General features: G+C 62.0%; 10 protein-coding genes. 2 read left to right on the plus strand and 8 right to left on the minus strand.

Going from position 1 to position 16,005, the window contains the following annotated elements:
- Positions 1-458 precede the first annotated feature (458 nt).
- From AC1VWL_RS01100 to AC1VWL_RS01115, 4 genes are all read right to left on the minus strand, one after another.
- Positions 459-1,847 (minus strand): CehA/McbA family metallohydrolase domain-containing protein, encoded by a 1,389-nt coding sequence (locus tag AC1VWL_RS01100; protein ID WP_482985438.1) that lies wholly within the window; start codon positions 1,845-1,847, stop codon positions 459-461.
- A 76-nt stretch (positions 1,848-1,923) separates the two neighbouring features.
- Positions 1,924-4,992, minus strand: coding sequence for a TonB-dependent receptor (locus AC1VWL_RS01105; protein ID WP_482985439.1), 3,069 nt, complete (start codon positions 4,990-4,992; stop codon positions 1,924-1,926).
- A 113-nt stretch (positions 4,993-5,105) separates the two neighbouring features.
- Complete coding sequence (locus tag AC1VWL_RS01110; RefSeq protein WP_482985440.1) at positions 5,106-6,152, minus strand: FecR family protein; 1,047 nt, start codon at positions 6,150-6,152, stop codon at positions 5,106-5,108.
- 2 nt (positions 6,153-6,154) lie between these two features.
- Complete coding sequence (locus tag AC1VWL_RS01115) at positions 6,155-6,679, minus strand: RNA polymerase sigma factor (protein ID WP_482985441.1); 525 nt, start codon at positions 6,677-6,679, stop codon at positions 6,155-6,157.
- A gap of 377 nt (positions 6,680-7,056) precedes the next feature.
- On the opposite strand from AC1VWL_RS01115, the gene AC1VWL_RS01120 reads away from it, so the two are divergent.
- Positions 7,057-7,704: a DUF2306 domain-containing protein gene (locus AC1VWL_RS01120; protein ID WP_482985442.1), complete on the plus strand. Its 648-nt coding sequence runs from the start codon at positions 7,057-7,059 to the stop codon at positions 7,702-7,704.
- 287 nt (positions 7,705-7,991) lie between these two features.
- Here the strand turns inward: AC1VWL_RS01120 and AC1VWL_RS01125 are convergent, their stop codons facing one another.
- The 4 genes from AC1VWL_RS01125 to AC1VWL_RS01140 form a co-directional block, all read right to left on the minus strand.
- Complete coding sequence (locus tag AC1VWL_RS01125) at positions 7,992-9,500, minus strand: putative bifunctional diguanylate cyclase/phosphodiesterase (RefSeq protein ID WP_482985443.1); 1,509 nt, start codon at positions 9,498-9,500, stop codon at positions 7,992-7,994.
- 100 nt (positions 9,501-9,600) lie between these two features.
- A complete protein-coding gene (locus AC1VWL_RS01130; RefSeq protein WP_482985444.1) occupies positions 9,601-10,893 on the minus strand; it encodes a DUF389 domain-containing protein in 1,293 nt (430 codons plus the stop codon).
- A 140-nt stretch (positions 10,894-11,033) separates the two neighbouring features.
- Positions 11,034-11,354 carry a hypothetical protein gene (locus tag AC1VWL_RS01135; RefSeq protein WP_482985445.1) on the minus strand — a complete coding sequence of 107 codons (321 nt, stop codon included), beginning with the start codon at positions 11,352-11,354 and terminating at the stop codon, positions 11,034-11,036.
- Between the two features lie 95 nt (positions 11,355-11,449).
- On the minus strand, positions 11,450-14,941 hold the full coding sequence (locus AC1VWL_RS01140) for an ATP-binding protein (protein ID WP_482985446.1): 3,492 nt from the start codon (positions 14,939-14,941) through the stop codon (positions 11,450-11,452).
- A gap of 198 nt (positions 14,942-15,139) precedes the next feature.
- Between AC1VWL_RS01140 and AC1VWL_RS01145 the strand changes: the two genes are divergently transcribed.
- The gene (locus tag AC1VWL_RS01145) at positions 15,140-15,781 is read left to right on the plus strand and encodes a response regulator (protein WP_481533825.1); all 642 of its coding nucleotides are present in this window, start codon (positions 15,140-15,142) and stop codon (positions 15,779-15,781) included.
- Positions 15,782-16,005 lie beyond the last annotated feature (224 nt).

Raw genomic sequence — 16,005 nt, forward strand, 5'->3', positions numbered from 1 at the left:
TGAACGAACCTTTCCGCGAAAAGGCGCCCTGTTGTGCTTTGCAATTGGTGTTGTCTTGGAGTCGTTCATCCAGGCCGTCTGACCGGGTGCACGTTGCCGGGTTTTCAGCCCTCTGGGGAAACTCGGATAAGCTTGGGTTGCGTCATTGGCACGATGGAACGTTGAAAGTCGCACGATCGTGTCGAAATCAACATGACATGCATCATGAAGCCATTTGCCGAACACCTGGACCAGCTCCCGCTTCGGATGATCGCGCCAATAGGCACAGTGATAGGCGCCAGTGAAGGGGAAATCGAAAATCGAGCCATGACAGCCACACCATCTCCCCCTTCTCCAACGCGTCGGACTCCAGAATCGTCCGCACCAATCCCGCGCCATGGCCGGCGGTAACGCCCCAATCTCTATCATCGTCCGCTGTCGGGAACAGCCTTTCGCTACCCACCAACATCCCGGTCAGGTCATGCCTGCTCGTCCCTCGTAACGCCAACGAAGATAGGGTTCGAGTAGAACCACAGATCTTCCCAAGGATCCTCTCCAGGCTCGTCCACCAGCGCTTCGACGGCCCCGGTGTTGTTGCCTCGCACGCGAACGTATCCACCTTGCGAAGGTATAGGCAGAGTCCAACGCGCAACTATCCACTCGCCTTCAACCACCCATGTTGCCGTGTCGAAGCCACGCCGTTGCATCTTCAGGGTTCCCTCTTCGCCCTTTTCGCCAACGATCAGCTCGATGCGCTTCAGCACCGGGTGCTGTCCGTTCGCGTTGGCGCTTGTTGGCTGACGCATCCGCGCTTCCACCTGCATCGGTTGTGAGGCGGCTAGCGTCACCGTGTCGCCCAGAGATCCAGTGACGTTTCCATCCGTCACCTTGAACTCAAGTGCGTCGATCAGGTCTCCCGTTACCGTGAACATCCGGCCGTGGCGCAACCCATCGAGGATATCCTCGGCGTCGGGGCGCGCCAGCACATAGGTCTTGCTGTATTCCCCAGGGTCATAGTCACGTCCACCGTCGCGCAGATTCACATGTGAGTCTGAGTTCGCGGTTATCCAGAATCGAATGCCGTCCGCCAGCATCTGGTCCCAGATCCCACCCACCTGCGCGGTCATCTGATCGTAGCCGCCCATGGTTGGGGCATCGGTGTTGCGGTACAGGCCCCGCTCGGAGCGGATGGCCTGATGTCCGGGTGCGCCTTCCATGCCGACCAGCACTTTCGGCGCCGCCGCATGCCACGCGCGCAGTTCTTCTGGGCTTACCTCCCCCCACTCGCCAAGACCGCTCGCGGTGCGCGACGGATGGTTGATGAACATCAGCGGCGCAGGGCACAGATCCCGCAGATAGGCAAGTGCCGCCTGCATCTGCGCTTCGGTGTCGCGGCTGCCCTGCAGCGGCTCGCTACGGCTGAAGTCCCGCTCGGCGGCAACCAATTGCTCCATCTCCTGCGGGCCTGGCGCGATGATGAGCGAGGCGTGCTCCCCCGCCGGCACATCGAATTCCATGCCATTGAACTGGATCACCTCCGGCACATCGGCACGTGCTCGAAGCAATGCGGGATAGGCGTGGTCGCGGGTTACCGCGGAGTGGCCCGGGCCGCCATGATCGGTGTGGACCATCCAGCGCAGTCCAAACGCTCTGGCCTGCGCGGCATTGTGGCTGCGGCTGTAGGGTGAATCGCCGCCGCGAACTGGCGTTGGCGGTGTCGTGCTGTGGTCCCAGTCCACGCTCCATTCGCTGTGCACATGGTGGTCGCCGGCTAGCCATTGGCGGTCCGTATCGCCCACAGTAGAAGCGGGAGCGCACACCGCTGGGACCGACGCTGCGAGCAGCGCCAGCATCAAGGATTTCTTCATTGCATCGCCTCAGAAAGCGTACGGCGGCATGCGGATACCTGATTGGTCCGCATGCCGCACAAAGTTGAGCCGTTACTTAGAAGTCCGCGCGCAGGCCAAGGCTGATGCGGCGACCCGAGGTCTCGTCCATGGTCGGGAACGATGGGTCCATGGTGTAACCGCTGGTCCGTTCGTTGGTGAGGTTGATGCCTTTCAAGCTGACCTTGATGTTGTCGGTGATGCGGTAACCGATCGATACATCCATCTGGCCATAGGCATCGCGCCAGATCGGGTAGAGGTTGTAGCCGATCGATTCGACGTACTCGTCCTTGTGGTTGTACGACACGCGGGCATCGAAGCGGTCGTTCTCGTAGTAGGCGGTGAAGTTCCAGGTCTTCTCCGACAAACCTGGCATCGGCGTGCGGATGCCAAGCGCGGACTCACCAGCCAGCGAGCTGTCCAGCATGGTGTAGTTGGCATTGATGCCGAAACCATCCAGCCAAGGTGTGAACATGTTCAAGGGCAGCTGTGCAACGAGCTCGATGCCGTCGACTTCGTACGCTCCCTTGGCGTTGACCGGCTGGTAGACATCGAAGTCGTAGATGCCGTTGAGGCTGCCGTTGGCGTTGTACACCGCCACGTCCTCGACCACGCCGGACAGCGAATTGATGACTACACCATCAATGTTCTTGCGGAAGTAACTGGCGGCGAACAGCGCACCGTTGTCCATGTACTTCTCCAGACCGAGTTCCCATTGCTTGGCGTAGGTCGGCTTCAGCGCCGGGTTGCCGTCGGTGAAACGGTAGGAGCTCCAGCTGGCGGTGCGCTTGTACGCGATATCGGTCAACGCCGGGCGCATCATCACCTTGGAGGCGGCCGCTCGCAGCAGCAGGCCCGAGGAAAGCTCGGCGGTCATATTGAAGCTGGGCAGCAGGTCGTCGTAGCTGCCGTCCTTTGATACCGGACTGTCGGTATAGCCGGTGCTGCCGTTGGGAAGCTGGATCGGGTGATAGCCGAACGAATCGACTTTCGTATCCACGTAGCGCGCGCCGGCGTTGACGGTGAACGGCACCTTGCCCAAGTCGAATGCGAAGTCGGCCATGGCATAGAAGCTCATCACCTTCTCGTCGACCTGGTAGTACTGGCCGGGGTCAAAGGGCGTGTAGAAGCCATCGTAGCGGAACGCGTTGCGCGCGTAGTCGTTGGAAATCTGCTGCCAGTTCAGCCCCTTGTTGGAGTAGCTGCCGCCCGGGACGATGTCGCCGATGTACTGCAGCGGACTGTCGGCCATCGTGCGGGTATTGACCCAGGCTGCGCTTCCGGCGGTCGGGCCGGTGATCTTCAACTCCCCGTACTGACGCTGCTTGGAGCGATCGGTGTAGCGCGCGCCGAACCTGACCGTGTGCAGTGCGGGCAGGAAGGCCATGTCCAGCAGGCGGGTGACATTGACCTGGCCGGCGTACTTGTCGTCCTTCACTTTTTCCAGCGTGGTCTCATACGCCTCGAACAGGTAGCGGCTGGGATCGTTGTACATGTCGAAGCTGCCGGCCGCGGCGGTTGGGATCGTCTCGCCGCTGCTGCCATTCCAGCGGGTGCGCGAAGGCGCATACGCAACGTGTTTGAGATTGGAAGAGTCCGAGGTCTTCTCCGCGCCGGAATAGCCAACCAGCGCATCCACGTACCAGCTGTCGCCCTTCCAGTCCAAGGCCAGGCTGTACTGGCTGTAGTCGGTCTTGTTGATCCGCTCCTTGCTCAGCATCTCGTGCTGGGTCGCGGTGTAGGAGACATCGCGCAGCACCACCATGCCGTACTCGGACAGCGTAGTGGCGTCGTACTCGTGGATGGTGTCGAAGGTACTGCGACTGGAGGCGGAATAGGCCGCCGCGTCATACTCGTCCTCGGTGCTGTCGTAGCCGCCGACCATCGCGTCGAACGTCAGGCTGAAGTTGTTGCTTGGCTTGTACTGCAACGAACCGGTCGCGCCCCACTTGTCCTGTTCGTTGAGGTAGACGCGGTCACCGACCTTGTCCTGGAATACCACCAGGTTGGTCTGGCTGGCGTCATTGCGGTCGGTGATATTGATCCCTGCATCGCGCAGCAGCACGGCCTGCGCCTGCGTGCCGCGGGTGCCGGAGGCAGTCAGGAAGCGCGAGGAGGGGCGGAAATTGATGCCCGAGGTCGAATCGGTACGATTTGTGCGTTTGGACTGCGAGTACGATACCAGCGCGCCCCAGTCGCCCCAGGTGTCGGCGGCGAGGAAGGCGAAGCGCGGGTCAACCTCTTCCGAGATGCTGTTGTGCGCGCCCTCGGCGGAGAACACCAGCTTGCGCTCGTTGTAGTCGAACGGCCGCGCGGTGGAGATCTTCACCGAGCCTGCGATGCCGCCCTCCTCGTCCGCTGCAGTGGGAGATTTCTGCACAGTCACCTGCTGGATGATCTCCGCGGCGAACATGTCGAATTCCACATCACGTCCGCCGCTGCCCGACGCCGTTGCCAGGTCGTTGATCGAAACATGGGTGTATTCCGAAGGCAGGCCGCGCACATTGACCTTTGTGCCCAGGCCTTTGCTGCGTTCGATGGTCACACCGGGGACGCGTTGCAGTGCCTCGGCGAGGTTCTGTTCGGGAAAGTCGGCCACATCGGTGGCGACGATCGAGTCGGAGAAGCCGACGGTGGCTCGCTTGATGTCCACCGCCTGCTCAAGGCTGCGGCTGTAACTGCCGGTGACCTGGATGGTTTCCAGATTGGCAGCTTCGGCTGCGGGTGCATCCACACCACCCTGGGCCAATGCCGTACCCGGCCCCGTCATTGTGCCCGGTGTCGCCAGAGCGGATATCGGGCTTGGCGAAGCGGTGTCCTGCGCTTCAATGGTGACCGTGGTGGCATTGAGATAGCGATAGCGCAGCCCGGTGCCGGCCAGCAAGCGGCTTAGCGCCGCGTTTGCGCTCAACCCCGCAGGAACGCTTGGCGTGCGAGGATTGCCTGCACTCTGGGCGTTGTAGACGAACTGCAGGCCGGTCTGCCGTGACAAGGCGTTGAGCGCCATGTCCAAGGGCTGCGAAGCGATGGCTTCGCTGGCTACGCGGTCCGGTTCAGCGGCGTTGGCACCTGCCGTGGCAGAGACGTGTAGCGCAAGGGCAATGGAAAGGAACAGTGTGCGGCGCATCGTGGGATCCAGTGAGGGAATGGCGGTGGTCACAGAACAGGTTTGTCCCTGCTTTCCCCTACTACGAGTGCGCAGCGCGCCGATCGGGCACCGGTTTTTCAATGAATTTTTTCTTACAGCACCTGCGGCGCGCGCGGACGCAAGCGCACATGGATACCGTCGGATGCACGTTGCATCACCAGGGTTGGCTGCTGGTCAAGGAACGCGCGAAGCGATTCCACGTCATCCACGCGCAGGTTCCCGGTGAGCCGCAGTGCGCCAGCGTCCTCACTCACGTGCAGGCGTAGCGTGTTGCGCCTGTTGAAGCGGTCAGCCACATCCCGTAGTGACTCGTCCCGGAATACAACCCTGCCCTTCCACCAAGCGGTCATGCTGGCGGCGTCTTCCTGACTCACGCGCACACGTTGGTCGCGGTAGTCCACCTGTGCTACCTGCCCGGCGCCAAGGTTTGCAAGCATGCGCCCGTTGCCCCCGTCGCCGCGGACATGCACGCGCCCCTCGCTCACGGCGATACGGGCCTGCTCCCGGAGCAAGGACACATCGAACGTGGTACCAATGTCGGTCACCTGCAGACCTGCGGCATGTACCGAAAAAGGACGGCGATCCTTGCCAACCACGAAGCTGGCCTGCCCGCGTTCCAGCTCAACGCGTCGCCCCAGCAGGGTCATGCGAACGGATATCTCGCTTTCTGCATCCAGATGCACCAAGGTGCCATCTGCGAGGGTGATTTGTCGTGGCGCCGCATGTGCGGCTGCGTAGTGTCCAGTACGAGGCCAGGCCAGGGTTGTGATCAAGCCAAGACCAAGACCCAGCATCAGCGCCGCCGCAACCGCAATGCGCGGTCGCCCCCGTGCAGGGCTGATCTTCGGTACCGCAGGCTGCGCACGCGGACGCGGTGAAAAACGTACTACGTTATGGTCGTTGCCTGCAGGTGCGGGGGCTTGTAGCAGCGACTCCACGTCGACGGGCATGGCGCGGAGCGCTTCCCCAAGCGCACCGGCCACTTCGCTGATCGCCATGTATTCGCGCAGGTGCTCCGGAGAGACCAGCAACCACTGCATGAAATCGCGTTGCTGCGATGGACTGAGATCGCCCTCACGCTGCAAGGCATGCCAGTTCGCGGCGGCAACGGTCAGCGCCGACGGATGTTCCACGGCCATGCTCAGCGGCCCCCAGCCGGTTCGGCCATGACGCGGCGACACGCCGAGAGGCCGCGAACTACATGCTTCTTCACCATATGCGGTGATACGCCCATGCGTTCGGCAATCTGCTTGTAGCTCAGCCCATCGCGGTACTGCATGACCAGAACCGCCCGGGTGTGTTCGGGCAGAGTCGCAAGCAAGGTCTGCAGGCGCTGGCTACGTTGTTCGCGTTCGGCGGCGTCTTCCACGCATTCCCCGCTAGCCAGACTTTGGGCCGCGCCCGTGATCTCTTCGATGGACAGTGTCGACCAACGTCGTCGAACAGCCTGCTCGCGCGCGAGGTTCTGCGCGACGGTGAACAGATATGCCTCAGGATTGGCAATCAGCTCACCCTTGCGTTCGTGGGCATGCAACAGCCGCAGATAGGTTTCCTGCACCAGATCCTCGGCATCCTGCCGTGCACCACGCCGCACGAAGAAACCGCGCAGCAATGGCGCGTGGTCTTCGAACATGCGCGCCAAGCGCCGTCTTGCCTGCTCGGCCACCTGCCTCGCCCTTACCCCTGAAGTGCGCCGCAAGGTAGGCGTCGCATGTTACGAGCGCATGACTGTCACCTCCCGGCCGGCCTCGAACACCTGCAATCAGGTCAATCCTCACTATCCAAACAGCGCTCGACCTCCGCGATCGGCCTGGAGCAGCCAATCCCGGGTATCGGGGCCTGGACGAATCAGCGAGTGTTCGTTGTCGCTCGCCCCGCGCTCCCCTGCTCCGTCAGCTGTAGCGCGGCTTCGTCGCCTTCAGGTGCCCTTCGTCGCAATCTGTTTGCAGCCCAGGCGGCGGTTGCAACAAGCTTGGCCTGGGGAAGCGGACCGGCAAGCAGACATGCTCTCCGGGGCGCGGACATATTTCTTGGGGCTGACACATGCACTTTGCAAACATTGCGGTTCACGTCGTGGCCGGCTCCATCGCGCTCGCGTTGGGCTTCCTGATCCTGCTCAGGGAAAAAGGAACGGCCGGTCACCGGCGGCTTGGACGCGCGTTCTTCTGGATGACGTTGGTGGTCTGCTCAACGGCCGCCATCGGAACGATCTTCTTCCGGTTCCTGCCCGCATTCGCGGTGCTGAGCCTGCTGGTCCCGTATCAGTTGTTTGGCGGCTGGCGTGCGGTGCGCACGCGGGAAAGCGGGCCAATGAAGATTGATGCGGGCGCGTTGCTGATCGCACTGACGCTTGCCTTGCCTTTGACGCTGGAAGTGTTGGGGCATGGCCGTCGGTTGGTGGCCGTTGACTATTCGGCGGTAGGGACGCTTTGGTTGATACTGGCCTACGACGCCATCAAGTGGACGTTTCCCCGAAACTGGTACCGCTCGATCTGGCGGTATGAGCACAGCTACAAAATGACGGCTTCCGTGTTTGCCATGCTCTCGGCATTGATCGGGAATGTCGTTCGGATCGGTCAGCCCTGGTCCCAGTTGGCTCCTTCAGTGATCGGCCTTGTCGTCATTGCCCGGTCTTTCTTCCGACTCGGGCAACGGCAGATGCATGGCGAGGCTGCACCGGGCGGGCGGTGATTATGTGGATGCGGTGCGCCGCGTTCAGGTGATCAGCGTCGCCGCGTTGTGCAGGCCGAAGTACAGCTCAGCGCGAAGCGTCATGCCGCACTTGGACGAAGAACTAAAGGGCCGGATCACGACGTGCCTTGCGGGCGTCTCGCGCCAGGGATACTCACTGACGGCCGGCACGTTGCGGGTATGGGGAGTCCCGACAACGCAAAGGGTAAGCGTCGGCTCTTCAGCCCGACGCCATGTTTTCTATAAAAGCTCCGCGAGGCCTTCACTATTCGCCCCCCGTTGCCACCTCAACCTTCCAGTAGCCGATGCAGTACGTCTTGTTCGTCGCCGTGCCGCGCGACCAGCGCTGGCACCTCCTCTGCCCGTATAGGCCTGCTGATCAAGTAGCCCTGAATCACGTCGCAATCCATTTCGGCCAACAAAGCCTGCTGTTCTTCGGTCTCCACGCCTTCTGCCACAACCTGCAAACCGACGGCTTTGGCGAGCCCGATGATCGCCCTGACGATTGCGTCACTTTCCTGGCACTCACCAATGCAGCTGATGAAGCTACGGTCCACCTTCAGTTCCTGCACTGGAAACCGCTTCAAGTGCGAAAGACTGGAATGGCCCACACCAAAATCATCCAATGAGATACGTACGCCAACTGCAGACAGCTTGCGCAGCGTCATCAGGCTCAGTTCGGCATTTCGCATCGCACCGGACTCTGTGATCTCAATACACAGATCCTCCGGCGCCAATGAGTGACGCGCCAGCGCATCAAGCACATCCGTGTAGAATGACGTGGAGTTGATCTGGAACACGGACGCATTGACTGACATGCGCCAGTCCACAACGCGCTCGCTGCCCCATTCCTGCATCTGGCGGCATGCTTCGTTCATTACCCAACGACCAATATCAACGATCATTCCGGTCTTCTCAGCCAGCGGGATGAAGTGGTCCGGCGACACGTGGCCATGCTCGGGGTGGTTCCAGCGCAGCAATGCTTCCACGCCTGTCACCCTGCCGCTCTGCACGTCCAGCTTCGGCTGGTACAGCAGGAAGAACTCGTTCTCGCGCAAGGCACGGCGCAGGTCTCCCACCAGCAGTTCCACTTCCGACACGCTGGCGTCCATCAAAACATCAAACACCGTGTAGCGGTTTCTTCCCAGGTGCTTTGCCTCGGCCAGCGCAATGCTTGCTTGCGTCAGCAGGCGGCTACGTTGGCCTCCTGCAAGGGTCTCCATGGCGATGCCAATGCTGGCAGATACGTCGATCTCCTTGCCATTGATGACAAAGGGCCGCTGCATCTCCTGCATCAGCCGCTTGGCGACAGTCTTGGCCTGCCCCAGTTCTTCAATCTCGGCAATTGCCGCGAACTCGTCACCTGCCAGTCGAACGATCAGGTTTCCCATGCGGATGCCCGAGCGCAATCGCAGAGCAATGGACTTCAGCAGTTCATCGCCGAAAGCATGCCCATGAAGCTGGTTGATCGCGCTGAACCCATCCACACCGATCACCAACACCACCTTGCGCTGACCTTGCTTGCCATGTGCCCGCAGCTGCTGTTCCAGGACCAAGCGGCCAGGCAGTCCGGTCAATCGATCCTGTAGCGCCAAAGACTGCTCAGCGGGCACAGGCGCGGCGCTCGACGCCATTCCGATGAAGCCGGCCATCTGCCCCTGAAGGGCAGCGCGATGAACTCGCCTGGCAAGCAGCGGGAAGCACAGCAGGAACGCAAATACGGCGCTGGTACCGAGTGCCGCAAGCAAGCCAACGTTGACCGCCGGGGCAAAATTGTAGGTGGCATTGGCAATCATCTCGATCTCCTCGCTGGGCCTCCAGCCTCGGATTGGTGTTTCATTGTTGCGTTCGGCGTCCTCGAGCTAAATACAACAAGTACGAATTCAGGACCGCGTGTCACTCTGCAGGCGCAGCAGGTGCTTGCTCCTGGTTGCGCACGACAACTGTCCAGCCGGGCAGCTGCTGCTGGAGTCTCGTTTCCCAGGATTGGGTGTCATCCTTGCTCAGCACCATGGCGGTCCGGGGGCGCACCACCGCTATCCTTTCTTGCTCGGCGACTTCCACGGAGACCAGCTGGTCAAGCAACTGTTTGGCCACTGCGTCGCCATTGGAACGTGCCATCGATTCCTTCGCTGCGTCGGCGCTCAATCGCGCTTCTATGGATGCCACCTGCCCACGGATCCGGTCGATATCGGCCATGCCGTTCTGCAGGCTGTCACTGGCCTCCAGGCTCTGGTGCAACTCCACCAGGACATGGCGCCCCAGTTTGGTGCCGATCTGGCGCTGCAGTTCGGATTCGGCCAGGGGAAGGTAGTGTGGTACGAAGGCAACAATGTTGAACTGCGGCACCTCCCCTCTTGGATCCACATGGAAGCTGTCTATTGCACCGCCATGGCGCGCCAGATATGCCTCGGTTTCCAAGCGCCCGCTGTTGCCCACCCAGGTGGACGCGGCAATGCCCCGCAACGCGATACCCAACGGCACCGCAAGCACCAGAAAGGTCACTGCGATCAACGCCGCCTGCCATGCGGTGTGCTGGGGCGAGTTCTGCATGCCGAAGCCGTACCACTTCGCAACCAGCGTCACGCTCAGTGCGATGGCCAACAGATTCGTCATGAACAAAAAGAACGCGTTGCCGGCAATGACCATGCTGCCAACGGCCAGGCCATATCCGACCACTGCCAGCGGCGGCATCAAGGCGGTGGCGATCGCAACACCGACGATCGTTTCACCTTTCCGGGTGATGGCAGCATAGGCACCGGCCAAACCGGAAAATACCGCAACCATCAGGTCAAACAGGGTCGGCTGCGTCCTGGCCAGAATCTCGCTGGTGGCCTCGCGGATCGGCGACGCCTTCACAATCAGGTAGGACACCAGCAGCGCCAATGCCGTGCCGATCAGCAAAGCGATCAAGGCACGGCGCATCATCCTGAAATCAATCACGCACAGTGAGAAACCCAGCTGCATGATGGGTCCCATCAGCGGCGAGATCAGCATCGCGCCGATGACTACCGCCGCCGACGACTGCAACAAGCCAAGGATTGCAATACCACAGGACATCATCGCCATGAATAGATAGCGCGGCGTTGCGGTACCTCCATCAAGCACGCTGGCCACAACGGCATCGTGCTCGACGGAGGCAATGATATGGCTGCTTCGCCATTGGCTGGCGCGAGACAGGAACGGCATGAGGAATGGGGACATCGGAGTATTCACAGACAGAGATAAGTAATGCCTCACCGAAGTGAGGCATCGTCGATGACATCAGGATCGAACAGCGCAGTACCCACCCGCACGCTGGCAGGGTGACCTGGCCGATTCAGACGACCTCAGCTGCGTGAGCGCAACAGCTGTGTGCACGGTGTTTCTGGCGCCTGCCGCAGACCCATGCGCTCGATTTCGAGTGCCAACAGCAGTTCCAGATTGTCCAGGCCATCCCGGATGCGCTCGTTGGCCTTGCGGTCGTCGTGGCCACAGTCCAGATGGGTTTCCAGCAGCGCCCCCAGCAGCGGGAACAGAACCTCGCCCTCGGTACAGGCGGACGACTTCAACAAAGCCGTCAGAGCGGCCCTGCGCGTCGTGGCCGCCGTGGACAGCCGGGCCGAAGTGGTAGTCGAAGCGGCGTTGCGGAGGTTGAACACGTTGTTCATGGGGACTCTCGCCTGCGCCTTGGGCGCGCTGGGTGACGGGAGTTACACCTTGCCGCCTGGAGTACGGCATTCCCATGCAACAAATACGAAAACACTCAATCCTGCAGTGTCTTCATGTACTGGCCCAACGCTGTACGCAGTTCGCTCAACTCGCTCTGATGCAAGGCGATGCCTTCAGCCTCTACTGCATGTTGCAGATCACGTACACGATTGGCCAGGGCGTCGGCGCCAACGGCCCCCAGGCCGCCGGCAATACGATGTAGGTGATTGCCCAAGGCCACCGCATCCTGTGCCTGCAGGGCGTCCTCCACCGCTCGTAGATCGGCATTTGTTGTGCTGACGATACTGATGATCAACTGGTCTGCCACCTGCGCGGAGCCAAACCGGGCAATCAGCGCCTGTCGCGCATTCGCGGTTGCCATGTCCGGCACGGCAGAGAATTGCCCGGCGGCTCCCGTTTGGCCGGTGTACTGCGCGTCCGCCGGGACCACATCCAGCCCCCGGTCGGCATCGGCCTGCAACCAGCGCGCCACTGCTTGTCGCAGGATCGGCAACGGCACGGGCTTGGCAAGGAAATCGTCCATGCCCGCCTCACGGCAGCTCCGGGCCTCCTCGTCCAATGCGCTCGCAGTCAGCGCAATGACCGGCAAGCGGCGGCGACGCGGATGCTCGCTTTCCATGCGACGTATCCGCCGTGTCATCTCATAGCCATCCATTCCCGGCATGCGGCAATCGGTGATGACCAGATCGAACGAGCCGTGAACCAGTGCCTCCAACGCCGCTGCGCCATCGGCAACCACGGTATGGCTCAGCCCCAGCTGTTGCATCCGCCAGCGCATCAGATCCTGGTTGGTCGGGTGGTCTTCGACGATCAATACATTCTTCTCTGACCAATGCGCCGGCAATGGTGTGGTGTCCCCCATCTCCGATGCTTCGCCGAGCTCAACCTCCCCTTCCAACATCGGCAGCCACACACTCAGGGAAACCTCGGTTCCTTCTCCCAGCGTGCTCTCCAGCGCCAACTGGCCTTCCATCAGGTCCGCCAAACGCTGGCAGATACTCAAGCCCAAGCCAGTACCACCGTAGCGACGCGTGGTCGATGACTCGGCCTGGATGAATGGGCTGAACAGATGCGCTTGTTGGTCCTCCGGTACACCGATGCCTGTATCACGCACTGCCAGGCGAATCCGTTGCGCGCCAGGGCGCTCTTCCAGCAGGTCCAGCAGGATGGTGACCTCTCCCTGTGCGGTGAACTTGATCGCATTGCTGAGCAGGTTGAACAGTACCTGCCGCAGACGAATGCCATCAGCCATGTGCCGTTGCGCCACCCGCGGATCGATACGGTCGCTCAGCACAAGCCCCTTGGTCGTGGCCTGGGTCATGAGCATCTGCTGGGCGTTGTCGATCTTCTGCCGCAGACTGATCGGCGTGGCTTCCAAGGCCAGCGCGCCCGCCTCCATCTTGGAAAAATCCAGGATGTCGTCGAGGATCTGCCGGAGCATCTGCGCGGAGTCCTCCAAGGTGGCAACGACACGTCTTTGCTCACCATCCAGCCGGGTATGGGACAGCATCTCCAGCATCCCCAGCACACCGCTCATCGGCGTGCGTATTTCATGGCTCATGGTTGCAAGGAAGCTTGCCTTCGCCTCGGCCGCCTGCTCGGCCGCTGCCTTGGCGTCCTCCAGCGCCTGTGCCTGGGCACGCGCCTGGGTGACGTCGATCCAATAGCCACTCCACTGCAGCGCGCCATCATCGGCGCGGTGTGGTTGTGCGCGCGAGCGTATCCACTTCCAGCCTTCGGGCGAGCGCACGCGAAAGTCCGCGGCGATGTCATCGAACGCAGCTGCCGCGCGTTCCAGCTCCGCGGTCACCTGCGACTGGTCGTCAGGATGCACGCGTGCGAACAACTCGCGTTCGTTGTGGAGCGCCTGGGCCACCTCGATTCCGAACAGCGACAGCATGTCGCCGGCAATATAGGGGAACGAGAACTCCCCCTCGGCATTGCACCGTGCCTGATAAACCACGGCAGGCAGGCTACCGGTGACTTCCGCCAGACGCTTCTCCACCAGCCGGCGCTGCTCCACCTCGCGCCGCAGCCGCAGATAACCGACGGCATGCACCGTCCCCGCCGTCAGCAACACCAAGGCCAGCGGCACTGCCCACTTCAGAAACGCTTGCCAATCGAACCTGGACCGATACTCCACGGCCATCCAGTCCGTACGGATAGCCTCGCGCTCGCGCGGCGTCATGCTCATCAACATGCGGTCGAACGCCGATGCCAGCGCCGCATGTTGCGGCCGTACTGCCAGCGCGAGCCGATCTTCCACGCCTGCCGGGGCTGCGATATGCAACTCCCCGGCGTAGTGCTCGCGCAGGAAGCGGTCCACAACGGCCAGGTTGCCGATGTAGGCATCCGCCTTGCCCGTGTGCACACGCTCCATGCCCTCCTGTGCGGTTGCCACCTTTACCACAATGGCGCCAGGCGCCTGGGCCTGCAGCAGCGGTGCCAACCGGTCCGGATCGGAAAGCGCTACCCTGCGCCCGTCCAGATCACGCATATCAAGCACGCTGTCGTTGTTCCTGCCGACCACGATCACGTTGGAAACGGTCAGGAAGGGCTGGCTGAACACCCAGTCATCACCGAACACCGCCGCGTCATTGGGCACGCCCAGCACCGCATCCAGGCGACCGTCGCGCATGGCGTCGCGGATGGACTGCCAGCTGTCCAGTGACAGCGGTTTGAGCTTGTCGGCGCCAGCGGTGCGGAACTTCTCAAGGTAGTCGCCGGCAATGCCGCTGGGCTGCCCTTCCTCGTCCACGAACGAAATGGGTGCCCAGGTCGGCGCGAAGCCGATGTTGAGCGGCAGCGCGAGTTGGTCGCGCTCGCTGGCGGTCAATGCCAGCTTGCCGCTACCCAGCCACTGCAGCGGTTGCAGCCAGTGCGCCCGGATCGCCCGGATGCTTGCCTCGGGAAGGGAATGCAACGCAATATCCAGCGCCTCGGCCAGGGGCTGCTGCGCATTCGGTACACCAAAATGCAGCGAATCCGGCGGTAGGTCGCTCTGCCGCTGCAGCCCGATACGGGTGATGCCCGCCTCGGCGATCAGCGCGGTGGCCACATAGGCATTGCCCAGATAAACATCGGCCTGCCCGTCGCTGACCATCTGCAGGGCCTCACGGGTGGATTGCGCCTGCAGGTGCTGGGCGGTCGGATAGCGCTCGCGGGCGGTGACGCCCAAGGAGAAGTCCCGCTCAGTCACCAACCGCAGTCCGGCCAGTTCTGCATCGCGTGCGGCACGACCATCCTGCAATCGACTCACCAGCGCAACCGGGGCGTCGACGTACGGGCGGGTGAAGACCATGCAGCGGGTGCGCTCGGCGGTCAGGGCGATGTCCATCACGACATCCACCTCGCCGTTGCAGGCCGCCTGGATCACCTCGGCCCAACTGGCATAGCGCCGGGTAGCCACTTTCAGGCCCAAGCGGCTGGTTGCCTCCACCAGATAGTCGTAGGCCAGGCCCTCCACCCGGCCATCCTGCACCCGCTCGAAGGGCAGCCAAACGTTGTCGTACAATCCGACCGTCACGGTGGGATGCGCCTTGAGCCATTCCCGCTGTTGCGGCGACAGCGGCAAAGCATCACTCTGCGCAAACGCAGGCAAGACCAGCATCGCGGCCAGGCACAAAACGACGCAACGGAGGAAGCAATGCAGACGCACCCCGGCCGACCTCCTCATAGCTGCAAGCCCCATCCTGCCCTCCCAGTCCTCATCCGATAACCATCCATGCGCCTTCGCATCATTCTTGCCGATGATCATCCCGTCGTCCGCATCGGCGCACGTGCGCTCATCGAAAGCAGCGGCGTGGGTGAGGTGGCCGCTGAGGCCAACAACCCCGACGAACTGCTCCAGGCATTGGAAGCGCACCCGTGTGACGTGCTGGTGACCGATTTTGCCATGCCCGGGGGCCAGCAACCCGATGGTTTCGCCATGCTGGGGCTGATCCGCCGCAAGTACCCCGACCTTCCCATCCTGATGCTGAGCATGGCCAACAACCTGGGCATCCTGCGCATGGTGGTCTCGGCCGGGGTGCTGGGCCTGATCGACAAGGCATCCTCCTTGGACGAGCTGCCACAGGCATTGCAGACCGTGCATCGGGGGGCACCGTATGTCAGCAAGGGGTTGAAGGAACGCATTGCCGAACTCGGCAGCGAGACCGTGGCCGCCGGTGCCAAACAGCCCTCCCCGCGCGAAGCCGAGGTATTGCGCCTGCTGTCCACGGGTCTCTCGGTGACCGAAATCGCTGCCCAGCTGAGCCGCAGTGTCACCACCATCAGTCGCCAGAAGAGCGACGCCATGCGCAAGCTGGGGATCAGCAATGATGCCGAGTTGTTTGAGTACCTGCGCAATGAAGGCATCTCCAATTGATGGGCTGAAGTCACAGGCCAACCACGCATCTCTCTTCACTCGTGTCGAGAAGCAACGTATCTGACTGCTGCGGATGCTCTATGCCGCAACGGCGCATGGATGGCAATACAACTAGTTGTATTTCCGCTGCTTCTTGATTGATGTCACTGTTCCCCACCGGCCCCCAATCGCTTGGGGGCTTTTTCGTAGTTCTTGCATGTTGACGGTTCCTGCTGCTGCGGAAA

Source organism: Stenotrophomonas sp. STEN063 (assembly GCF_056854515.1).

What these genes read in the sequence shown, in the direction of transcription:
- AC1VWL_RS01100 (WP_482985438.1), bottom strand. Translation starts at nt 1,847, where the DNA reads ATGAAGAAATCCTTGATGCTGGCGCTGCTCGCAGCGTCGGTCCCAGCG.
- AC1VWL_RS01105 (WP_482985439.1), bottom strand. Translation starts at nt 4,992, where the DNA reads ATGCGCCGCACACTGTTCCTTTCCATTGCCCTTGCGCTACACGTCTCT.
- AC1VWL_RS01110 (WP_482985440.1), bottom strand. Translation starts at nt 6,152, where the DNA reads ATGGCCGTGGAACATCCGTCGGCGCTGACCGTTGCCGCCGCGAACTGG.
- AC1VWL_RS01120 (WP_482985442.1), top strand. Translation starts at nt 7,057, where the DNA reads ATGCACTTTGCAAACATTGCGGTTCACGTCGTGGCCGGCTCCATCGCG.
- AC1VWL_RS01125 (WP_482985443.1), bottom strand. Translation starts at nt 9,500, where the DNA reads ATGATTGCCAATGCCACCTACAATTTTGCCCCGGCGGTCAACGTTGGC.
- AC1VWL_RS01130 (WP_482985444.1), bottom strand. Translation starts at nt 10,893, where the DNA reads ATGCCGTTCCTGTCTCGCGCCAGCCAATGGCGAAGCAGCCATATCATT.
- AC1VWL_RS01135 (WP_482985445.1), bottom strand. Translation starts at nt 11,354, where the DNA reads ATGAACAACGTGTTCAACCTCCGCAACGCCGCTTCGACTACCACTTCG.
- AC1VWL_RS01145 (WP_481533825.1), top strand. Translation starts at nt 15,140, where the DNA reads ATGCGCCTTCGCATCATTCTTGCCGATGATCATCCCGTCGTCCGCATC.